Raw genomic sequence first — 19,671 nt, 5'->3', positions numbered from 1 at the left:
CAAGGTCTCGGAATCGCTTAGGAAATAGCGCCAGAATTCAACCAGGGAGGTCCGCATGAGCCGTGAAACGGACGACCTGGAGCTGAAGGCGCGACCTGAGACCGACGAGGACCTCGAAGACCTCGCCCTCGAAGAGAACTATGAGCTGAACCCGGCCTATGTGCCGATGGTGGTCGACGCGCTGGACCGCGGCGACGCCGAGCGCCTGCGCGAACTGCTGGGCGCGCTGCATCCGGCCGACATCGCCGACCTGATGGGCTTCATCTCCGCCGACGAGCGCGAGGAGCTGGTCACCCACCTCGACGCTGAGACCCTGTCGGAAGTGCTGGCCGATCTCGACACCGAGATCCGCGAGGAGATCCTCGAGCACGTGCCATCGGCCCTTCTGGCCCAGGCTCTGGGCGAAATGGAGAGCGACGACGCCGCCGACGTCGTCGACGACCTGGAAGAGGACAAGAAGGCCCAGGTGCTGGCCGCCATGCCCGAGGTCGAGCGGGCGGCCATCGAGACCACGCTCTCCTACGAGGACGAGACCGCCGGGCGGCTGATGCAGCGCGAGGTGGTGGCCGCGCCGCAATTCTGGACCGTCGGCCAGACCATCGACCACATGCGCCGCGAAAGCGGCGACCTGCCGGAGCTGTTCTTCGACGTCTATGTGGTGGACCCGGCCTACAAGCCGGTCGGCGCCTGCCCGGTGAGCCACCTGCTGCGCACCGCGCGCGACACGCCGCTCGCCCAGATCATGGAGCAGGTGACGGAAATCCCGGTCGGCATGGACCAGGAAGAGGTCGCCTACATCTTCAACAAATATCGGTTGATCTCCGCGCCGGTCACCGAGCCGGGCGGCCGGCTGGTCGGCCAGATCACCGTCGACGACATCGTCGGCGTCATCCAGGAAGAGACCGAGGAGGACATCCTGGCCCTGGCCGGCGTGTCCGACGCGGGCCGCGACGCGACCCTGTTCGGGATCGTGCGCTCACGCCTGCTCTGGCTGGTGCTGAACCTCGCCACCGAGGCCGTGGCGGTGGGCGCGATCGCCTTCTACCAGGACGAGATCGCCAAGATCACCGCGCTCGCCGTGCTGATGCCGATCGTCTCCTCGGTGGGCGGAAACGCCGGCACCCAGACGCTGGCCGTCGCCGTCCGCGCGCTGGCGTCTCGCGAAATGAACGCCTCCAACGCCGCGCGCATCATCTGGCGCGAGCTCGGCGCCGGCATCGTCAACGGCTTCGTGGTCGCGCTGGCCATGGGGGCGGCGGTGACGGTGATCTACCACCAGAACTGGGGCTTCGCCGTTCGCCTGGCCCTCACGGTCGGCCTGGCGCTGGTGGCCAACATCTTCACGGCCGCGGTGGGCGGCATCCTGGTCCCGTTGGCGCTGGAGCGGACCGGGCGCGATCCTGCGGTCTCGTCCTCGATCTTCATCACCTTCCTGACGGATTTCATGGGCTTCTTCGCCGTTTTGGCCATTGCCGCCCTTATCCTGTTGTAATTGTTGGGGCGCCTAGCCTTCCGGTCCAGGTCTTGCCAGTAGACCCGGACGCCCCGGGGGGCGTGTGTCAAACTGGGGCAGAGGGCATGTCGCCTCGCCATCGCGTATCTCGGGCGGCCATCGAACTGATCAAACGGTTCGAAGGCTGCCGCCGGACGGCCGCTCAGCTGCCAGATGGGCGCTGGACGATCGGCCATGGCCACACCCTGACCGCGCGCCAGGGCGCGGAGGTGTCGGCGGACGACGCCGAGGCGCTGCTGCTCTACGACCTGATCGCGGTCAGCCACGCGCTCAATGAGGCGGTGTTCGCCCCGCTCAACCAGAACCAGTTCGATGCGCTGGCGGCCTTCGTCTTCAACGTCGGCCTCGACAACTTCCAGCAGTCTGGCGTGCTGAAACGCCTGAACGAGGGCGACCTGATCCGCGCCGCCTGCGCCATGGAGCTGTGGCGCAAGGCCATGGTCGGCGGCGAGCGCATCGTGGTCGACGCCCTGGTCCGCCGCCGGGCCGCCGAGAAGGCGCTGTTCCTGACCCCGCCGGACGGCGCCTGGGTGGCCGCGCCCACGCCGCTGCTGCGGCCGCTGCTGGACGCCGACGCCCACGACATCGTGCCCGCGCAGGCGCCCGTCGAGGTGACAAGCGCGTTGGAGGGCGAACAGCTGATCGTCCTGCGAGAGGGCGAACCCACTCCCGTTCCCGTGCCGCCCGATCCGGCGGAAGAGGCCGAAGGGCCGGCCAAGACGGCTGCCGAGGCGGTCACCGCGCGGCTTTCCACCCTGTTCCAGGACTCGGCGGAAACGATGACGTCGCCAGAGGCCTCGCCCCGACCGGAGCCGTTCGAAGGCCCGGCGCCCTTCTTCCTGCGCGCCCCTGATACCGAGGCCGACGCCGCGGACGAGACCGAAGCGGCGGCATCCGAGCCGCCCTGGGCTTCGCGCATCGAATTCGAGGACGAGGCGCCGAAATCCGACCTCTTCAGTCGGCCGGAGGATCCCGAAGGCCACCACAACGACGCGGTGATCGAGGCCGACGCCGCCGAAGCCGACACGCCGCACGAACAGGGCCGTCGCCGCGGCGACGAAGGCGGTCCCTTCAGCTTCGACGCCCCCATGGTCCAGCCCCTGCCGGTGCGGCCGGAGGGCGGAGTCCTGACCCTGGTGGCGCTCGCCGCCCTGGGCCTGATCTTCTTCGGCGGCGGCATCTTCTGGGCGACTTATGCGCGGCCGATCGCGGGCTCCCAGCTGCTTGGGCCGCGGATCGTCGGCGGCCTGGCGGGGGTCGCGGGGGTCGGCTTCTTCGTGGTCGCGGTCTATCTGCTGCTCGATCGTCTGGGCCGAGCGGCGGAGCACGACGAGCTCTAGTTTCGGTCGCGGTTCCGGCTCGGACGGTCAAGCTCGCGGGGCGCGGCGACGCATGCTAAGCCCGGCCGCATGATCCCCAATCACGGCCCCAATCTGGAGTTCGGGCTCGGCGAAACGGCCGACGCGATCCGCGAGACCACCGCGCGCTTCGTCGCTGACCGGATCGCGCCCATCGCCGCCGAGATCGACGAGACCAACGTCTTTCCGCGCGCGCTCTGGCCCGAAATGGGCGAGCTCGGCCTGCATGGGGTCACCGTCGAGGAAGAGTTCGGCGGCCTGGGCCTGGGCTATCTGGAGCACGTGGTGGCCATGGAGGAGGTCAGCCGCGGCTCGGCCTCCGTCGGCCTCAGCTACGGCGCCCATTCCAACCTCTGCGTGAACCAGATCCGCCGCTGGGGCTCCGACGCGCAGAAGCGCCGCTACCTGCCCAAGCTGATCAGCGGCGAACATGTGGGCTCGCTGGCCATGAGCGAGGCCGGGTCCGGCTCCGATGTGGTCTCCATGCGGCTGACAGCCCGCAAGGCCGGCGAGCGCTATGTGCTCAACGGAACCAAGTTCTGGATCACCAACGCCCCCCACGCCGACACCCTGGTGGTCTACGCCAAGACCGATCCGGAGGCTTCGGGTAAGGGCATCACGGCCTTCCTGATCGAGAAGGGCATGAAGGGCTTCAGCGTTTCGAAGAAGCTCGACAAGATGGGCATGCGCGGTTCCGACACCGCTGAGCTGGTGTTCGAGGACTGCGAGGTCCCCGAGGAAAACGTCCTGGGCCCGCTGAACGGCGGCGTCGGCGTGCTGATGAGCGGCCTGGACTATGAGCGGACCGTGCTGTCGGCCGGGCCGCTCGGCATCATGCAGGCCTGCCTGGACGTGGTCCTGCCCTACGTGCGCGAGCGCAAGCAGTTCGGCAAGGCGATCGGCTCCTTCCAGCTCATGCAGGGCAAGGTGGCCGACATGTACGTGGCCCTGAACTCGGCCCGCGCCTACGTCTATGCGGTGGCCAAGGCCTGCGACGCCGGCCTCACCACGCGGTTCGACGCCGCCGGTGCGATCCTGATGGCCTCGGAGAACGCCGTGCGCGTCTCCCTGGAGGCGGTGCAGGCCCTGGGCGGGGCGGGCTACACCAAGGAATATCCGGTGGAGCGCCTGGTGCGCGACGCCAAGCTCTACGACATCGGCGCGGGCACCAACGAGATTCGCCGGTTCCTCATCGGACGGGAGTTGATCGGGGCATGAGGCGCGGCGGGGGCGCCATGGCGGCCGCAGGGCTGATCGCGCTGGCGGCGCCGCTGGCCGGCTGCATCAGCGTTCGCTCCGAGCCGCCATCGCCCGTCTGTCCGACGGGGCAGGAACCGCGGCGCACGGCCGAGCTCTTCTTCGGCCGCAACATCGGCGAGCGGCCGGAGGTCAGCGAGGCCGAGTTCCGCGACTTCACCGACAAGGTGCTGACCCCGCTCTTCCCCGAGGGCCTGACCGTGCTGGACGGCGGCGGTCAGTGGAAGGGCGACGAGAACAAGATGATCCGCGAGGCCGCCAAGGTGGTGCTGATCGTCCTGCCCAAGGCCCATGACGCGGAGGCCCGGGTGAACACGGCGCGCAAGGCCTACAAGGAGCGTTTCCGCCAGGATTCGGTGCTGGTGATCACCCAGGCGGCCTGCGTCGCCTTCTGACGCGAAAGAGCCGCCGGCGCGGACCGGCGGCTCCGTCGCTTGCGTTTCGACGTCAGCCTAGTGCGGCGTGGTCGAGGGACTGGCGCTCGACGTCGCGCAGGGCTGGCCGCTCGGCGTCTTGGTCGCGCCGGGCGCGCAGTTGACCGCGCCGGACGGTGATTTGGACTTCTTGCTCGCGCTGCTGGAGGAGCCCGGCGAGGTCGCGGCGGTGTCCTGGCTGGAGCTCGACGCGCTGCTGGCGCTCGACGAGGCCGGATCCGTCGTGCTGCTGGGCGGCGTGGTCGCCGTGGGCGCCGGCGGGGTCGTCGTGCTGGGCGCGGCTCCGGGCAAGGTGGGCGCGGCAGGGTTGGATGGCAGGGCGGGGGTCGAGCTGGGCGCCTGGGCGGCGGCCGCGCCGACGAGGATGAAGCCCGCGCCGATGGCGCCGGCGAGAAGATGACCCGATCGCAGCATGGATGGCTCCTGCATCGCTTTAAGGATGCAGCCAAACCGTGCGGAGTCGCCAAAAGGTTCCTAGGGCGACGCTTTAAATTTCAAATACTTATGGCTCAGCTTCCGGGGTGATAGGTGCGCTCGGTGTGACCGACGAGCTGGTCTGGATAGTAGTAGACTTCGCGGAAGTCGCCCGAGGCGTAGCGCTGGGCCTCGTCGGTGAAGTGCTTCGAGGTCGGGTCGCCGCTCTCGCCGCCGGCGGTCACCGCCCTGGCGTGGACTTTCGGCCCGAACTCCACCACCGCCACGAAGCTGTTGCCGCTGGAGCCGTAGTATTTCTTGGTGTCCGGATAACGCTTGGCGCCGAACGAGGCCAGCGAGCCCCACTGGGCCGAGGCGAAGGGCACCGGGATCGAGGGCTTGGCGTCGTCGAAGTGCGGCGCGATGGCGTCGTCGATCCGCTGGAAGCGGTTGATCTCGCCCCAGGCCACCTTCCAAGTCCCAAAGTCGGCGGTCAGCCGATCGGCGCTCTCGGCCAGGGCCTCGAGCTTGTCGGCTGGCGTCGTCCGCTCGGCCATGTAGTCGTAGACGTTCACGCCCCCTGCCTTCGCCGGCTTGGCGCTCTTGGCGAACAGGGCCTCGCCGAAGCCCACCGCCAGCGAGGTCTCGGTCGAGGCGGCCGACCAGCGGCAGTCCCAGGCGTGCAGGGCGGCGATCGGCTCGGCGAGCTTCGTCTTCATCGGGTCTGACGCGGGCAGGGCGTCGTAGGCCGCCGTCAACTTCGGGATCAGCCGCGAGAATTCCGGCAGCCAGGGGTCGAAGTCGGCGTCGATCAGGGTCTGCAGGGTAAAGCCGGAATGGCCCGACAGCACTTTCATCGCGTGCGGCGTGCGCGGGTTCGATCCCACCTGGTCCATGTAGCGGGGGAAGGCCGACGCCTTGGGGCTCTCGGCGCCCGAGGCGTTCCAGGGGCTGTCATTGGAGTTGTAGACCCAGCCGTCCTTGGGGTTCACCACCTTGGGCATGTCGGCGAAGGGCGTCATGCCCTGCCAGTCGGCCGCCGGGTCGGCGCCGTCCACCGGCTTGGTCCAGTCGAAGCGGTTGTCGCGCTTGGGCATGAACTGCGGCAGCAGCAGGGCGGTCTCGCCCTTGTCGTCGGCGAACAGGGTGTTGTTGGAGGAGTTGGCGTCCAGCTCGGCCACCTTCAGGAAGCTCGGCAGGTCGTGGGTCTTGGTGCGGCCGAACGATTGCTCCAGCGCCGCGATCGGCTTGTTCATCAGGGCGATGGCGATCCACTTGCCGCCTTGCGCCTTCACGATCGGGCCGTGATGGGTGCGGAAGACAGTGAAGCTCTTCGAGGCCATGCCGCCCTCGGGGGTGCGATAGGGCACGGTGATCGTCGAGACGGCGACCGGCTTAAGCTCCGACCCGTGGCGGTAGAACAGCTTGCCGTCCTGCTTGACGATGGTCTCGGCGAACTCGTCCACCGTGTCGGCGCCGGTGGAGGTGTGCATCCAGCCGTCGTGGCTGTTGAAGCCCTGGTAGATGAAGAACTGGCCCCAGGTCGCCGCGCCATAGGCGTCGAGGCCCTCGTCGCTGGTCATCTGCAGCTCGGAGCGGAAGTAGAACGAGGTGTGTGGATTGATCAGGAGCAGGGCATGACCGTTCTTGGTGACCTGTGGGCCGAGCGCCATGCCGTTGGAGCCGGAGGGCTCCTTGAACTTCAGGGCGTCGGCCTCCGCCAATTCGATCTTGGCCTGGACGGCCGCCTTGGCCTCGGCGGTCTGGGGATCGCCGTAGAAGGCCTCGAGCTGGGGCAGGGCGACATACTTCTCGATGTCGCCGCCGATGCTGCCCTCGGTGAAGCTGAGCGCCATCCAGGGCTCGAAGTGGCGGATCACCTTCGGATGGGTCCCGGGATGGGTGGCGAGGTAGAAGTTCAGCCCGTCGGCCCAGCCGTTCATCAGCGCCTTCAGCCAATCTGGGCTCTGCGCATATTTCGCTTTCAGATCAACGGGATCGACGAACAGCTTGTAACGCAGGTCGGCCCAGATCGCCGCCTGGCCCTCGGCCTCGGCGGTGCGGCCGAGCGCGGTCACGTAGTTCATCTCCACGCGGTTGAAGTCGTCTTCCGCCTGGGCGTAGATCATGCCGAAGACGGCGTCGGCGTCGGTCTTGCCGTGGACGTGGGCGATGCCCCAGTCGTCGCGCACGATGCTCACCCGCGCCGCCTCGGCCTTCAGCCGGGCGAGGTCGCCGTGGCCGCCTTTGGGCGGTGGGGCCGCCTGGACCGCTCCAGCCATCATGCCGGCGGCGGCCGCCATCAGGATCAAACGCAAACTCGACATCGAAATCGCCCCGCAAATCGTGGGCGGACCTTTGCGAGCGTGGGACAGGAATGCAAGGCGCCAGGCATGACAACGCCGCCAATCCGGAGACTGGCGGCGCGTCGGTCTTGTGGACGTCTCGTCCGGTCGGCGGCTAGGCCGCGGCGACCGCCGTGCGGCGTTGGCGACGGAGCGCCGCGCCGGCCAGGCCGAAGCCGCCGATCATCAGGGCCCAGGACGCCGGCTCAGGAACGCCGCCTTCGCTGCTGCTGAGGAATTCGACGCGCAGACCGCTGGGGTTGCCGCTTTCCTGACCGAAGTTGATCACGTCGAAGGTGATGGTGTTGGCGCCGGCCTGGAAGTTCGGCGAGGCCGCCGAGAAGGCCGACCAGGAACTGAAGTTGCCGATCGAGGGACCGCTCTCCGAGCCGAGGATGGTCTGGTCGTTCAGCTTGATCCACTGGATGCCGTTGTCGGCCGCGAACTGGCCCGACAGGCTGGCCCCGGCCGCCTGGTCGGCGGTCAGGTCGAAGGTCAGCGAATATTGATAGAAGCCGGCGTTGCGCGGATCGACCGAGTCCCCGGCGGTCGGAGTGGGTGTGATCCAGCGCGAGGTCGTGTCGTCGGACTCCGACAGCCACGGCCCGTTCAGCGGGAAGACGCCCTGGGTGCCGCTGATGTAGGCCGCCCCGCCGTCCAGCGTCCAATGGCTGTCGACGCCGTTCGGCGCCTGGACGCCGGCGTCGGTGACGCCCGTGTTATAGAGCCCGTCGATGGACGCCGCCTGGGCTGCGCCCGTCAGCGCCAAGGCGCCTGCCGCAACGGCCACGAAAGCCATGATCTTCATTCTGACGCCCCTTCGACGCTGAACCGTTCTGGCCCACCTGGACCAGGGATCAGGGCGTCAGCGCACGATCCGTGCCAGAATTCGGTTGGGGCCAGAACTCGGTTGGGGCCAGCGTCCGTAAAGCGAAAGGCCGCCTCCTTGCGGAAGCGGCCTTTCCATAGTCGGACCGCGTAGCGGCACGCGACCTATGCCAGATCGACTTAGGCGCAGACCCCGCAAGCGGAGGTCCAGGTCACGGTTTCCGATCCACGGATGAAACTATGAGACACTGGATCACCTCCTTTCAGTTGCCAAAGCAAGGACCCCAAATATGGGTCGCTTCGGGGGCCTGCGCAAACGCCCGAATGACGCAGGATCAGCGGGCGACGGAGGCCCGGCGCTTGGCGGCCGCCAGCTCCTCGAGGCTTAGGCGGCGGCGCAGGGTCTGGACGGGCTGGGCGAGCTTGTCGAGCGCCTCGATCGTGGCGCGGTGGCCCTCGGCGACGGCTGGGGCATAGGCGCCGAAGTCGCGGATTTCCACCTTCGACACGTCGGGCAGCACCAGCACGTCGGTGGCCTCCCGCGCGGCCGTCAGGTCGCGGGAGGTGGAGACCGTGGCCGTGCGCATCAGCAGCGAGACGATCGGCGGGCCTCTGCGCCATTCGCCCGACCAGATCCAGCGCCACACCGAAGCCGGCCGGGCCACGTCGTCGGCGGTGATGCTGCGGCCCTGGGTGACGTCGACGCCGACGATCGGGCCGAGCTGGCTGGCGCGCATCACGTCAGCCGGGAAGTTCTTCATCACCGCCCCGTCCACCAGCACATTGTTGTCGTCGATGGCTGGCGGCAGGATGCCGGGCAGGGAGACCGAGGCCCGCAGCGCGCGGCGCAGCAGGCCGCGCCGGTGCATCTGGTAGGCGCCGGTGGTCAGGTTCGACGACAGGCAGAAGAACGGCAGCCACAGGTCGGCGATCTGGGTTTCGCCGAAATGGTGCGCCAGGCGGTCGTTGACCTTCAGTCCGTGGGTCATGGCCAGCAGCGGCAGCGCGATGTCGGCCAGCGGGCTGGTGTCGACGAAGGCCTCCCTGATGCGGGTCTCCAGCTCGTCGTCGTTCCAGCCCATGGCCACGCCCGCGGCGATCACCGCGCCCATGGAGACCCCGCCCACGAAGTCGATGGGCACCCCGCGCTCGCGCAACGCCCGGACCGCGCCCACGTGGGCGTAGGCCCGCGCCCCGCCGCCCGACAGCACCAAGCCCACCGACTGGCCGGTGAGCACCCGGCCCAGCCGCTTGATGTCGCCATCGTGGTCGCGGCGCAGGTGGAACAGGCGCGCGGGATGGGCGGCGTCCAGCCACGCCTCCGACCCTTGCGGCCGGTCGATGTCGGGCGGCTGCAGCAGGATCAGGTCGACCAGCTGCTGGGCCTGCAGGGGCGAACGGTCGTCGGTAGTGGCTCCTGCGCCTGGCGGCTTGCGATCGCCGCGGCCGACGCGGAACAGCCGGTCCACCTGCCGCGCGGTCATCTGCCGCCAGCCGGTGTCGCCCGTTTCGGCCACATAAAGCACGAAGTCGTGGGTCTTCTCGACGTCGGAGAACCACTCGGTGGGCGCGGTCTGCGCCTCGGCGCCGATGGTGGTGACGCTATAACCCAGCCTGGCGATCTCGGTCGCCAGCCGCTCCACCAGGGGCCTGAGCGCGCCCGGCGCGCCGAGCGAGATGAAGCCGAACACCGAGGGCTCGCCGACGCCGCCCTTGGTCACCGCTTGGCGGCTGCGCAGCATCATCAGCTTGGCGAGCTCGATCATCACCGCCGTGTCGGCCTCGCAGGCCTCCAGGAAGACGTCGCGCGGCACGGCGATGATCTCGCAGTCGCGCAGCGCCACCACATCGGCGGAGTGGGGCGCCTCGGCGATCAGGCTCATCTCCCCGGCCGGCTCGCCGGGGCGGATCACGCCCAGGAACTGGGTCTCGTGGCCGGGCTCGCGACGGAAGGCGCCGAGTCGTCCCGCGCGCAGGAAGTAAAGCTGGTCGGAGACATCGCCGGCCGCGAACAGGGTCGCGCCGCCGGGCAGGGAGAACCAGACGGCCTCTTCCTGCACGCGCTCCTGGTGGAAGAGCCGCGCCAGCGCCGACTCATCGGGAATCTCAGGCAGCCGGGACACGAGGACGACCCTAGCGCGCGGGCAGAGTCGGGGCCATGGCTGCCGGGCGCCGTTCGGCGGCAAGGCGCCCCACTGGCCAAAGCCCGCATCCGGTCCTAAGCCAGAGGCATGGCCCTGCACATGATCAAGCTGGTGGTCGGCTGCGACACCATCGAGGAGCTGCTCGAATGGCACGCGAGCCGTGGCCCCGGCGAGCCCTGGATCCTGCGCACCCGCCAGACGCCCAAGCGCGCGGCGGAGCTGGTCGACGGCGGCTCGGTTTACCGGGTGTTCAAGGGCGTGATCCTCTGCCGCCAGGCGATCCTCGACGTGAACACCGTGGGCGAGGGCGTCACGGCCCGCTGCGAGGTGACGCTGGACGAGACGCCGATCCGCGTCGCCCCGACGCCGCGCCGGGCGTTCCAGGGCTGGCGCTACCTGGACGGCAACGACGCCCCGCCCGACCTGCCGCAGGACAGCTTCGGCGACGTGCCCACCGACCTGGCGCGGCGGCTGCGTGAGGCCGGGGCCTGGTAGCCCACAGGCACGACCTGACGCCGCGTTGACCGGCCCGCCTCCGCCGCGCTCATCTAGGGGCTGGGTGATTCGGCGCGAAGCCGGCCGGGGTGAGGAGTTAAGAGATGCCGAAAGCCAGCGTGATCGTGATCGGCAACGAGAAGGGCGGGGCCGGCAAGTCCACCATCGCCATTCACACGACGACCGCCCTGCTGCACGCGGGCGCCACCGTCGCGGTGCTCGACCTGGACCTGCGTCAGCAGTCCATGGGCCACTTTTTCGCCAACCGCCGCGCCTGGCTTTCGGCCAACGGTGCGACCGCGCCCATGCCGGTGGAGCATCCGTTGAGCGCCGACGGCAAGGCGCTGGCGCTCGCGCCGGACGCCGAGGCCCTGGCCCGCTTCGAGGAGGCCTTCGAGGACCTGGCCGGCCACGCCGACTTCGTGTTGATCGACACGCCCGGGTCCGACACCGCCATAAGCCGCGCCGCCCATGGCCGCGCCGACCTGATCGTCACCCCGATGAACGACAGCTTCGTGGATTTCGACATGCTGGGCGTGGTCGATCCGGTGACCCTGGAGCTGAAGCGCCACAGCCTCTATTCCGAAACGGTCTGGGAAAGCCGCAAGGCCCGCGCGGTCAAGGACCGCAAGCAGATCGACTGGGTGGTGCTGCGCAATCGCCTGGCGCCCACCGAGGCGCGCAACCGCAAGCGCCTGGAAGAGCGGATCGAGACGCTCTCCAGGAAGGTGGGCTTCCGCATCGGCCCCGGCCTGCGCGACCGGGTGATCTATCGCGAACTGTTCCCCTTCGGCCTGACGGTGGCGGACCTGTCGCCGACCATCCGCCCGGTGGTGATGTCGCTGCAGCACGTGGCGGCGCGCCAGGAGCTGCGGGCCCTGATGACCGCGCTCGGCCTCTCGGGCTTCTCCGACGCCGAGCAGATCGCCGCCGAATAGATGGAGCGGCCGTGCTCTACCTGCTGATCGGGGCCGCGATCCTCTGGCTCCTGGTGGGTCTGGGGCGAGGGCAGATGGTGTTCAAGCGCCGCGAGTGGCGGCTGGTCTCCAGCGGCTTCGCGCTCGCCGCCTTCGCGGGCGCCGCCTATGTCGGCCTGCGCGGCGGCTGGGAAATCTCGATCATCCTGGTGATCCTGGGTCTGTGGCTTGTGACCACCGCGCGGCTCAACACGCCCAGGCCCGCCGCGCCGCCGCCGCCGCGCCGCTCCGCTGCGATGACCGAGGCCGAAGCCCGCTCGATCCTGGGCGTGGGGCCGGACGCCACGGCCAAGGAGATCAAGACCGCCTACACGCGGCTGATGCGCTCGGTGCATCCTGACAAGGGCGGCACGAGCGGCCTGGCGGCGCAGCTGAACGCGGCGCGCGATACGCTGCTGGGCGACTGAAGGTTCGGAACCTTGCCGCAGGATCGCGGTTCATCGGCCTGATGGACCGGTCAAAAGACATCCCTCCAGCCGAGACGCCGCCGTTGCTGAGCGAGGCGGAGATCAACGCGCTGATGCGTCAGCCGGTGCGGAGCCGCCCGGCGGTGACCGTGGTGGGGGACGAGGTCGTATCGGGCTTCACGCCCGCGCCGCCGTCCGAGCCGATCAAGCCGGCCGGATGACTTCGCAGGCGAGGCGCTTGGCCTTCAGCGCGTGGCACGCGCCCTTGGCGTCGGACTCGGTGAAGCCGGTGAACACCGCCTTGTAGCGACGTCCGGCCTTGTCCGCCGCGCCGCGGGCGCCGTCGAACTGGTCGCCGAACTTCTTCGCCACCAGGGCGATCTGGGCGCGGGCGTCGGACTTGGAGCGGAACTCGCCCACCTGCACGGCCCATTTGGCCTTGGCGAGCCGGGGGCTCTGCTTTTCGACAGCGACCTTGCCGGCCTTGCCGGCGGGCGCACCGGTCAGCACGATCTTCAACTGGTCCTGGTCGCCATCGCCCTGCTCGACGGGCGGGCGCACCACCGGGCCGTTCAGCTCGGTGGGCTCGAACATGTTCTGAGCCACCACGATCTTCTCGCCGTTGGCGCGGCGGCGCATGACGTCGAAGCCGGTGATCAGCAGGCTCTCGGCGTTCTCGTCGCGAAGCGCGGTCGAGGGCCCGCCCATGACCACGGCGATCAGCCGGCGGTTGTCGCGCACCGCGCTGACGGCCAGGTTGAAGCCCGAGGCGTTGGTGAAGCCGGTCTTCAGGCCATCGACGCCGGCCATGCGGCCCAGCAGGTGATTGTGGTTGGCGATGGTCTGTCCGCGGAAGCGGAATTCCTGCATCGAGAACAGCTTGTAGTACTGCGGGTAGTCCCGCATCACCGCGCGGCTCAGGATGGCGATGTCGCGCGCCGTCGACAGCTGGCGGCTGTCCGGCAGGCCCGAGGCGTTCACGAAGTGGGTGTTCTGCATGCCCAGTTCCTGGGCGCGCAGGGTCATCAGGGCGGCGAAGCGGCTTTCGGTGCCGCCGATCTTCTCGGCCATGGCCACGGCCGCGTCATTGGCCGAGCGGGTGGCCATGCCGTCCATGGCTTCCTCGACGCTGATCGAGTCGCCGGCGCGGACGCCCAGCTTGGTCGGAGACTGCGCCGCGGCGTGCGGCGAGATCACCACCCGGTCTTCCAGGTGCAGCTTGCCCGAGGCCAGGGCCTCGAAGGTCAGGTAGAGCGTCATGATCTTGGTGATCGACGCGGGGTAGCGCGGGCTGTCGGCGTGCTTGGCGTAGAGGATCTCGCCGGACTTCGCGTCCACCACGATCGCCGCGTACTTGGTCTGCGAGGCCGCCAGCAGATTCTGGAAGTAGGGAATCTGCGCGGTCGCCGGGGTGGCGACGACGGGAAGGGCGGTTGCTGCGGCCAGACCTAACGCTAGGAACAGGCGGCGGGCGCGCGTGGCGATCATGCTTCGTCCGTCGAATCAAAGGGTTGAGAACGGCCGTGAGACCGCCCTGGCATCTCCTACCATGACAGGCCGAACCTGAAATTAGAGTAAACAGGAGTTGAACGGGCGCTTTTGTCGCGGTGCGCCGCACTACAGTTCAGCTTCCTGATTTCCTTAAGGATTACAATTATTAACCTTCCGATTGTGCACTGCACAAAAAGTGATTGACTACTGCACTGCAACATGAGATACCCCTGTTGCGTTTAAAGAGGTCCCGCCCCCGGGCCTCTCGTCCACCCAGCCCCGATTCGAACCGAACCCCCGGAGATCACCCATGGCCGCCGCCGCCGAAGCCGTGAAGTCCACGGTCGACCAATTCACCGCCGCCTCGAACACCGCCTTCAAGGACGGCGTCGAGAAGACCCTCACCGCGCTCAACGACGCCAACGCTCACTCCAAGAAGAACCTGGAAGCGGTCGTGGCCTCGATCACCGCCGCCACCAAGGGCGCGGAAGCCCTGGGCGCCCAGGCGATGGCCTATTCCAAGACCTCGTTCGAAGCCAACGTCGCGGCCGCCAAGTCGCTGACCACCGCCAAGAGCGTGCAGGAAGTCGTCGAGCTGCAGACCTCCTTCGCCAAGTCGGCGCTGGAAGCCTACATGGCCGAGCTGGGCCGCATGACCGAGACCGTGTCAGCCTCGGTGAAGGACAGTGTCAAGCCGCTGAACGAGCGCGTGACCGCCATGGTCGAGCGCCTGCAGGCTGCTCGCTAAGAGCCCCCCAAGTAGAGTGCCGCCCCGCATAGCGTTTGGGGCGTAAGGGCCGGAGCCCAGCTCCGGCCCTCTTACTTTTCAGTGTTGGGGGCCGGAGCCAAGCTCCGGCCCTTTTCGTTTTTCGGGCCTGTTCGCGGGCAGGCGAGGGCGCTAGACCTGCGCCCATGTCCCAGATCGAAGATCGCCTCAGCGCCGCCGGCGTGGTCCTGCCGCAGCCCAACGCGCCCGTCGCCAACTATGTGCCGTTCGTGCGGGTGGGCGACCTCGTCCACATTTCCGGCCAGGTGTCGCTGGACGCGAACGGCGGCATCAAGGGCGTGGTCGGCGAGGATGTGGACCTGGAGACCGCCAAGCGCGGGGCCCGGCTCTGCGGCCTGTCGCTGCTGGCCCAGATGAAGGCCGCCTGCGAGGGCGACCTCGACCGGGTGGCCCGGGTGGTCAAGCTGGGCGGCTTCGTCCAGGCCGGCCCGAACTTCTTCGAGATCCCCCAGGTGGTGAACGGTTGCTCCGACCTGATGGTCGAGGCGTTCGGCGACGCCGGTCGCCACGCCCGCTCGGCCGTGGGCGTCTACCGCCTGCCGATGAACTTCGCGGTGGAGGTGGACGCCGTGGTGGCCGTCCGGTGAAGGCCCGGTTCCCATGAAGGACATGGCCCTGCAGGCGCGGTTCGGCGAGGCGTGGGAGCGGCTCTTCCACCCGCCGGTGGCGCACCGCGGGCTGTGGAGTCCGGATGGCGCGCCGGAGAACTCGCTGGCCGCGTTCCAGGCCGCCTGCGCCGCCGGCTACGGCGTCGAACTCGACGTCCAGCTGTCCGCTGACGGCGAGGCGATGGTTTTCCACGACGACGACCTGGCGCGGATGACCGGCGCCGAGGGCCGGCTTTCCGACCGCACCGCCGCCGAACTCTCCGAACTGCGCCTGAAGGGGACGGACGAGCGCATCCCGACGCTCGCCGAGACCCTGGCCCTGGTCGGCCGGCGCGCCCTGGTCCATGTCGAGCTCAAGACGCCCTGGGGTCACGTCGGGCCGCTGGAGCAGCGGACGCACGAGATCATCATCGACCACGCAGGTCCGGTCTGCATCATCGGCTTCAACCCCTACAGCCACGCCTGGTTCGCCGAGCGGTTCCCGGGCGTGATGCGTGGCCTGGACTCCTATTCCTACAAGAAGGCGCCGCATCTTTCCGAGGAGCAGCGCCACAGCTTTTCCCGGCTGGAGCATGTGGCGATCGCGCGGCCGCACTTCCTGGCGCTGGGCCTCGACATGCTGCCCAGCCACGAGGCCGCTGGCCTGCGCATCGAGGGCCTGCCGATCGTCGCCTGGACTGTCCGCAAGCCTGAGGAATGGGAGGCCGTCAGGGACGGTTGCGACAACCTGATCTTCGAAGGCTTCTCCCCTTGTTGAGGCGTGGGGCGTGAGTCTCAAGCCGGCGGTCACCATGGCCCGCCGTATCGCCGAGATCGGCCGCGAAGCCTGGGACGCCTGCGCCGCGCCGCACGGCAACCCCTTCGTGCTCTACGATTTCCTCGACGCCCTGGAAGCCACCGACTGCGCCGTGGAGCGCACCGGCTGGGGCCCGACGCACCTGGCGGTGGAGGACGAGGCGGGGCAGGTCGCCGCCGTCATGCCGCTCTACCGGAAGTCCCACAGCCAGGGCGAATACATCTTCGACCACGCCTGGGCCGACGCCTATGAGCGGGCGGGCGGCCACTACTATCCGAAGCTGCTGTCGGCCGCGCCGTTCACGCCCGCCACCGGCCCGCGCCTGCTGGCCCGGCCGGACGTCAACCTGGACGAGGCGCGCCGCTTCCTACTGGGCGGGGCGCTGACGCTCTGCGAACGCTACGGGACCTCCTCGCTGCACATCAACTTCCCGACTCAGGACGAGTGGCGCTGGATGGGCGAGCAGGGCCTGGCCCGGCGCGAGGGCCAGCAGTACCACTGGGAAAACCGCGGCTATTCCACCTTCGAGGACTTCCTGGCCGCCCTGTCGTCCGGCCGGCGCAAGACCATCCGCCGCGAACGCCGCGACGCCGTCCAGGGCCTGGAGATCGCCTGCCTGACCGGCGTGGAGATCACCGAGGACCACTGGGACGCCTTCTTCGGCTTCTACATGGACACCGGCTCGCGCAAGTGGGGCCGCCCCTACCTCAACCGCCCGTTCTTCTCCGAGCTCGGCGCGCGGATGGCCGGGCGCGTGCTGCTGGTGATGGCGCGGAAGGGCGGCCGCTGGATCGCCGGCGCGCTCAACCTGATCGGTGACGATTGCCTGTATGGCCGCAACTGGGGCTGCGTCGAGGACGTGCCCTTCCTGCACTTCGAGCTCTGCTACTACCAGGCCATCGAGTGGGCCATCGGCCGGGGCCTCGCCCGCGTGGAGGCCGGCGCCCAGGGCCAGCACAAGATCGCCCGCGGCTATCTGCCGAAGCCCGTCTATTCCGCCCACTACATCGCCGACCCGGCGCTGCGCGGCCCCGTCGAACGCTTCGTCATGCAGGAACGCGCCGGAGTGGAGCAGGAGATGGAGTGGCTGGCGGAGGAATATTCGCCGTTCAAGAGCGATTAGCCCGGCTTTCCCGGCGAAAGCCGGGATCCATGCGGTGCTCAACCAGCCACGCGAGTCATTCGGATTCAGCTTGGGCCCCGGTTTCCGCCGGGGACGCGGATCAACTCCGCTCCCAGGAGGCCTTCAGCAGCGCTTTTACTGAGGCGTCCACCGCCGCGGCGTTTTCCAACAGCAGCTTGGACTTCAGCCGCTCCGACCAGCTTTCGTTCTTCGGAACCTCCAGGCGCGGGTCGGCGTCCGGCGTGACCGCCAGGCCCAGCGAGGCCTTGCCGCCCTTGATCGGCTTCACCGACGCGAACTGGAACTCGCGGCTAAAAGAGGTGACCTGCTTGCGTTGGCCCATGACCACGTCGGGCAGTTCGTTGGCCGCGGCCTCGACCGCTTCCAGGATCGCCCGCGAGGCCGGGTCGGACCATAGGGCGTCACGCTGGGCGCCGCTGTCGTCGTCCCAGCGATGCTCGGACGGGAAGGCCACCGACAGCACGTGCATGGCGCGGTTCTGCAGCAGGCCGTAGTTCTCTTTGAACCAGGCCGCCTGTTTGCGCGGGCCGGTCTCCGGACAGGTCCTGGCGATCGCCACCCATTCCTCGAGCGTCTTGCCGGTGTCGCGCTCCAGGCTGGCCTGCACCGAGGCGAACCATTTCTGCTGGCGCGGCGACAGGCCCGACGGCGGGGCGATCTGCTTGCTGTCGGCGGCCATCGTTCCAACCTCCCGAGCGATTTGCTACCACCCCTGATCGGCTTCAGGAGCGCGGCCCATGAGCTTGGACGGGACCTACGACGACGGCAACATCTTCGCCAAGATCCTGCGCGGCGAGGCGCCGGCGGCCAAGGTGTTCGAGGACGACCACGTGCTGGCGTTCATGGACGTCTTCCCGCAGGCCAGGGGCCACACCCTGGTGATCCCCAAGCACTCTTCGGCCCGCAACCTCCTGGAGGAGGAGCCGCAGACGCTCTCCCACCTGTTCCAAGGGGTCCAACGGGTGGCCCGCGCGGTGCGCGCCGCGCTGAACCCGGACGCCCTGACGGTCACCCAGTTCAACGGCTCGGTGTCCGGCCAGACGGTCTTCCACCTGCATGTCCACATCATCCCGCGCTGGGAAGGCGTGGCGCTGGGGCGGCACGGCGAGAGCGGCATGGCCGATCCGGCCGAGCTGAAGATGTTGGCCGAGCAGATCGCGGCGAAGATCAGTTAGGGCGCGGGGCCGACAGAGCTCCGGCGGCGATCATCAGGACGGCCAGGATCAGCTTGATCACGGGAGTTCCTCCGATAGGCGCCGCGACCTAGCGATAGTGGCCGGGGATCCAAGCGCCGAAACGGTCGTAGTGGCCGCCGACCCAGGGGCCGCGTTCGCCAACCACCACGCGCTCGCGCACGGGATAGGTGGCGCAGGCCGACAGGGCGCCGGCGGCCAGGGTGAGGATCAGGGCGGTCAGGACAGCTTTGGTCATGGTGGGTCTCCTTCAGCGTGTCGGGCCTTCTTCAGGCTCAAGGCCACGCTAGGCCCGCCAAGCTGAACCGCCCGCGAGGCGGCCGGTCAGGCGACGTTCATCGACCCGACCTCCCCCGCAAAGCGGCGGGAGGGGGACCATCGGCCGTAGAGCCGATGGTGGAGGGGGCGAGCCCCAAGCTCGGCGCGCCAACTCGCTGGTTGAAAATCTGGAGGTGATGCTCGAGGTGATGCTCGCCCCCTCCACCGCTTGCTCTGCGGCGAGCGGTCCCCCTCCCGCCGTCGCTGCTGCGACGGGGGAGGCAGGTGCATCTAGTCCACCGCTTCCGGCTCGGCCTTGCGCTTGCCCTTCGCCGGCGTCTCGATGACCGGCGCGCCGGGTTCGTGGTCCTCGCCTTCGATGTCGAAGGCCAGCTTGCCGTCCCTGAGCACCACGCGCACGTGGCCGCCCTTGATCAGCTTGCCGAACAGGATCTCGTCGGCCAGCGGCTTCTTGATGTTCTCCTGGATCACCCGGGCCAGCGGCCGGGCGCCGTAGAGCTCGTCGAAGCCGTTCTTCGCCAGCCAGTCGGTGGCGTCGTCGGAGGTCTCGATCGTCACGTGGCGGTCGGCGAGCTGCGCCTCCAGCTGCATGACGAACTTCAGCACCACCTGGCGGATGATCTCCGGGGTCAGCGACTTGAACTGGACGATGGCGTCCAGGCGGTTGCGGAATTCCGGCGTGAACAGCCGCTTCAGGGCCTCGTCAACCTCGTCGTCCGCCTTGCCGCGGCCAAAGCCGATGGAGTTCTTCTGGGCGTCCGACGCGCCGGCGTTGGTGGTCATGATCAGGATCACGTTCCTGAAATCGACCTTCTTGCCGTTCGAGTCGGTCAGGGTGCCGTGGTCCATCACCTGCAGCAGGATGTTGTAGACGTCCTGGTGCGCCTTCTCGATCTCGTCGAGCAGGACCACCGCGTGCTTGTGCTGGTCGACCGCGTCGGTGAGCTGGCCGCCCTGGTCATGGCCGACGTAGCCCGGAGGCGCGCCGATCAGGCGGCTGACCGTGTGGCGCTCCATATATTCCGACATGTCGAAGCGCAGCAGCTCGATGCCCAGGGTCGAGGCCAGCTGGCGCGCCACCTCGGTCTTGCCGACCCCGGTGGGGCCGGAAAACAGGTAGCAGCCGATCGGCTTCTGGGCGTCGCGCAGGCCCGCGCGCGCGAGCTTGATCGAGGCGGCGAGCGACTCGATCGCCTTGTCC

The 19,671-nt window shown here is 68.7% G+C and carries 21 protein-coding genes; 14 read left to right on the top strand and 7 right to left on the bottom strand.

Annotation, left to right across the window (positions count from 1 at the left end):
- Positions 1–55 precede the first annotated feature (55 nt).
- The 5 genes from mgtE (at position 56) to VGL85_RS01760 (ending at position 4,962) form a co-directional block, all read left to right on the top strand.
- Positions 56–1,492, top strand: a complete 1,437-nt coding sequence (gene mgtE, locus VGL85_RS01780; protein WP_331585383.1) for a magnesium transporter — start codon at positions 56–58, stop codon at positions 1,490–1,492.
- Between the two features lie 86 nt (positions 1,493–1,578).
- Positions 1,579–2,853: a lysozyme gene (locus VGL85_RS01775; RefSeq protein WP_331585381.1), complete on the top strand. Its 1,275-nt coding sequence runs from the start codon at positions 1,579–1,581 to the stop codon at positions 2,851–2,853.
- A 69-nt stretch (positions 2,854–2,922) separates the two neighbouring features.
- Complete coding sequence (locus tag VGL85_RS01770) at positions 2,923–4,089, top strand: isovaleryl-CoA dehydrogenase (RefSeq protein ID WP_331585379.1); 1,167 nt, start codon at positions 2,923–2,925, stop codon at positions 4,087–4,089.
- Positions 4,086–4,523, top strand: coding sequence for a DUF3574 domain-containing protein (locus VGL85_RS01765; RefSeq protein ID WP_331585377.1), 438 nt, complete (start codon positions 4,086–4,088; stop codon positions 4,521–4,523). The genes VGL85_RS01770 and VGL85_RS01765 overlap by 4 nt, the downstream gene beginning before the upstream one ends.
- Before the next feature lie 67 nt (positions 4,524–4,590).
- Complete coding sequence (locus VGL85_RS01760) at positions 4,591–4,962, top strand: hypothetical protein (protein WP_331585375.1); 372 nt, start codon at positions 4,591–4,593, stop codon at positions 4,960–4,962.
- Between the two features lie 109 nt (positions 4,963–5,071).
- Here VGL85_RS01760 and VGL85_RS01755 read toward each other — a convergent pair whose 3' ends face one another.
- The 3 genes from VGL85_RS01755 to VGL85_RS01745 all read right to left on the bottom strand — a co-directional run bounded on the left by VGL85_RS01755 (position 5,072) and on the right by VGL85_RS01745 (position 10,272).
- Positions 5,072–7,303 (bottom strand): penicillin acylase family protein, encoded by a 2,232-nt coding sequence (locus VGL85_RS01755; protein WP_331585373.1) that lies wholly within the window; start codon positions 7,301–7,303, stop codon positions 5,072–5,074.
- 133 nt (positions 7,304–7,436) lie between these two features.
- Positions 7,437–8,129 (bottom strand): PEPxxWA-CTERM sorting domain-containing protein, encoded by a 693-nt coding sequence (locus tag VGL85_RS01750; protein WP_331585371.1) that lies wholly within the window; start codon positions 8,127–8,129, stop codon positions 7,437–7,439.
- 355 nt (positions 8,130–8,484) lie between these two features.
- Entirely contained in the window at positions 8,485–10,272 is a 1,788-nt protein-coding gene (locus VGL85_RS01745) for a patatin-like phospholipase family protein (protein ID WP_331585369.1), read from the bottom strand.
- A 108-nt stretch (positions 10,273–10,380) separates the two neighbouring features.
- Between VGL85_RS01745 and VGL85_RS01740 the strand changes: the two genes are divergently transcribed.
- The 4 genes from VGL85_RS01740 (at position 10,381) to VGL85_RS01725 (ending at position 12,393) form a co-directional block, all read left to right on the top strand.
- The gene (locus VGL85_RS01740) at positions 10,381–10,788 is read left to right on the top strand and encodes a DUF1489 domain-containing protein (protein ID WP_331585367.1); all 408 of its coding nucleotides are present in this window, start codon (positions 10,381–10,383) and stop codon (positions 10,786–10,788) included.
- Positions 10,789–10,892: 104 nt separating this feature from the next.
- Entirely contained in the window at positions 10,893–11,726 is an 834-nt protein-coding gene (locus VGL85_RS01735; RefSeq protein ID WP_331585365.1) for a division plane positioning ATPase MipZ, read from the top strand.
- Positions 11,727–11,737: 11 nt separating this feature from the next.
- Positions 11,738–12,172 (top strand): J domain-containing protein, encoded by a 435-nt coding sequence (locus tag VGL85_RS01730; RefSeq protein WP_331585362.1) that lies wholly within the window; start codon positions 11,738–11,740, stop codon positions 12,170–12,172.
- Positions 12,173–12,213: 41 nt separating this feature from the next.
- On the top strand, positions 12,214–12,393 hold the full coding sequence (locus VGL85_RS01725; RefSeq protein WP_331585360.1) for a hypothetical protein: 180 nt from the start codon (positions 12,214–12,216) through the stop codon (positions 12,391–12,393).
- Here the strand turns inward: VGL85_RS01725 and VGL85_RS01720 are convergent.
- Entirely contained in the window at positions 12,377–13,660 is a 1,284-nt protein-coding gene (locus tag VGL85_RS01720) for a D-alanyl-D-alanine carboxypeptidase (RefSeq protein ID WP_331585358.1), read from the bottom strand. The genes VGL85_RS01725 and VGL85_RS01720 overlap by 17 nt on opposite strands.
- A gap of 313 nt (positions 13,661–13,973) precedes the next feature.
- On the opposite strand from VGL85_RS01720, the gene VGL85_RS01715 reads away from it, so the two are divergent.
- From VGL85_RS01715 to VGL85_RS01700, 4 genes are all read left to right on the top strand, one after another.
- On the top strand, positions 13,974–14,411 hold the full coding sequence (locus tag VGL85_RS01715; RefSeq protein ID WP_331585356.1) for a TIGR01841 family phasin: 438 nt from the start codon (positions 13,974–13,976) through the stop codon (positions 14,409–14,411).
- A gap of 164 nt (positions 14,412–14,575) precedes the next feature.
- Positions 14,576–15,037 carry a RidA family protein gene (locus tag VGL85_RS01710; RefSeq protein ID WP_331585354.1) on the top strand — a complete coding sequence of 154 codons (462 nt, stop codon included), beginning with the start codon at positions 14,576–14,578 and terminating at the stop codon, positions 15,035–15,037.
- A gap of 13 nt (positions 15,038–15,050) precedes the next feature.
- Positions 15,051–15,815 carry a glycerophosphodiester phosphodiesterase family protein gene (locus VGL85_RS01705; RefSeq protein WP_331585352.1) on the top strand — a complete coding sequence of 255 codons (765 nt, stop codon included), beginning with the start codon at positions 15,051–15,053 and terminating at the stop codon, positions 15,813–15,815.
- A gap of 34 nt (positions 15,816–15,849) precedes the next feature.
- Positions 15,850–16,977: a GNAT family N-acetyltransferase gene (locus tag VGL85_RS01700; RefSeq protein WP_331585453.1), complete on the top strand. Its 1,128-nt coding sequence runs from the start codon at positions 15,850–15,852 to the stop codon at positions 16,975–16,977.
- A 100-nt stretch (positions 16,978–17,077) separates the two neighbouring features.
- Here the strand turns inward: VGL85_RS01700 and VGL85_RS01695 are convergent, their stop codons facing one another.
- Positions 17,078–17,677 (bottom strand): DUF4287 domain-containing protein, encoded by a 600-nt coding sequence (locus VGL85_RS01695; RefSeq protein ID WP_331585350.1) that lies wholly within the window; start codon positions 17,675–17,677, stop codon positions 17,078–17,080.
- Between the two features lie 58 nt (positions 17,678–17,735).
- Here VGL85_RS01695 and VGL85_RS01690 point away from each other — a divergent pair, with 58 nt between their 5' ends.
- The gene (locus tag VGL85_RS01690; protein WP_331585348.1) at positions 17,736–18,173 is read left to right on the top strand and encodes an HIT family protein; all 438 of its coding nucleotides are present in this window, start codon (positions 17,736–17,738) and stop codon (positions 18,171–18,173) included.
- A gap of 88 nt (positions 18,174–18,261) precedes the next feature.
- Here the strand turns inward: VGL85_RS01690 and VGL85_RS01685 are convergent, their stop codons facing one another.
- Together VGL85_RS01685 and VGL85_RS01680 are read right to left on the bottom strand one after the other, a co-directional pair.
- Positions 18,262–18,429, bottom strand: a complete 168-nt coding sequence (locus VGL85_RS01685; protein ID WP_331585346.1) for a hypothetical protein — start codon at positions 18,427–18,429, stop codon at positions 18,262–18,264.
- Positions 18,430–18,740: 311 nt separating this feature from the next.
- Positions 18,741–19,671 (bottom strand): AAA family ATPase (locus VGL85_RS01680; protein ID WP_331585344.1); only part of this gene is annotated, 931 nt, incomplete at its 5' end.

This window comes from Phenylobacterium sp. (assembly GCF_036501465.1).
Lineage (GTDB): Bacteria > Pseudomonadota > Alphaproteobacteria > Caulobacterales > Caulobacteraceae > Phenylobacterium.
Note: the sequence above shows the minus strand (reverse complement) of the source record. Positions and strands in the feature narration are given on the sequence as shown.

What these genes read in the sequence shown, in the direction of transcription:
- VGL85_RS01700 (WP_331585453.1), top strand. Translation starts at nt 15,850, where the DNA reads ATGGCCCGCCGTATCGCCGAGATCGGCCGCGAAGCCTGGGACGCCTGC.
- VGL85_RS01770 (WP_331585379.1), top strand. Translation starts at nt 2,923, where the DNA reads ATGATCCCCAATCACGGCCCCAATCTGGAGTTCGGGCTCGGCGAAACG.
- VGL85_RS01765 (WP_331585377.1), top strand. Translation starts at nt 4,086, where the DNA reads ATGAGGCGCGGCGGGGGCGCCATGGCGGCCGCAGGGCTGATCGCGCTG.
- VGL85_RS01735 (WP_331585365.1), top strand. Translation starts at nt 10,893, where the DNA reads ATGCCGAAAGCCAGCGTGATCGTGATCGGCAACGAGAAGGGCGGGGCC.
- VGL85_RS01740 (WP_331585367.1), top strand. Translation starts at nt 10,381, where the DNA reads ATGGCCCTGCACATGATCAAGCTGGTGGTCGGCTGCGACACCATCGAG.
- VGL85_RS01705 (WP_331585352.1), top strand. Translation starts at nt 15,051, where the DNA reads ATGAAGGACATGGCCCTGCAGGCGCGGTTCGGCGAGGCGTGGGAGCGG.
- VGL85_RS01695 (WP_331585350.1), bottom strand. Translation starts at nt 17,677, where the DNA reads ATGGCCGCCGACAGCAAGCAGATCGCCCCGCCGTCGGGCCTGTCGCCG.
- mgtE (WP_331585383.1), top strand. Translation starts at nt 56, where the DNA reads ATGAGCCGTGAAACGGACGACCTGGAGCTGAAGGCGCGACCTGAGACC.
- VGL85_RS01690 (WP_331585348.1), top strand. Translation starts at nt 17,736, where the DNA reads ATGAGCTTGGACGGGACCTACGACGACGGCAACATCTTCGCCAAGATC.
- VGL85_RS01725 (WP_331585360.1), top strand. Translation starts at nt 12,214, where the DNA reads ATGGACCGGTCAAAAGACATCCCTCCAGCCGAGACGCCGCCGTTGCTG.
- VGL85_RS01775 (WP_331585381.1), top strand. Translation starts at nt 1,579, where the DNA reads ATGTCGCCTCGCCATCGCGTATCTCGGGCGGCCATCGAACTGATCAAA.
- VGL85_RS01715 (WP_331585356.1), top strand. Translation starts at nt 13,974, where the DNA reads ATGGCCGCCGCCGCCGAAGCCGTGAAGTCCACGGTCGACCAATTCACC.
- VGL85_RS01710 (WP_331585354.1), top strand. Translation starts at nt 14,576, where the DNA reads ATGTCCCAGATCGAAGATCGCCTCAGCGCCGCCGGCGTGGTCCTGCCG.
- VGL85_RS01720 (WP_331585358.1), bottom strand. Translation starts at nt 13,660, where the DNA reads ATGATCGCCACGCGCGCCCGCCGCCTGTTCCTAGCGTTAGGTCTGGCC.
- VGL85_RS01755 (WP_331585373.1), bottom strand. Translation starts at nt 7,303, where the DNA reads ATGTCGAGTTTGCGTTTGATCCTGATGGCGGCCGCCGCCGGCATGATG.
- VGL85_RS01750 (WP_331585371.1), bottom strand. Translation starts at nt 8,129, where the DNA reads ATGAAGATCATGGCTTTCGTGGCCGTTGCGGCAGGCGCCTTGGCGCTG.
- VGL85_RS01685 (WP_331585346.1), bottom strand. Translation starts at nt 18,429, where the DNA reads ATGACCAAAGCTGTCCTGACCGCCCTGATCCTCACCCTGGCCGCCGGC.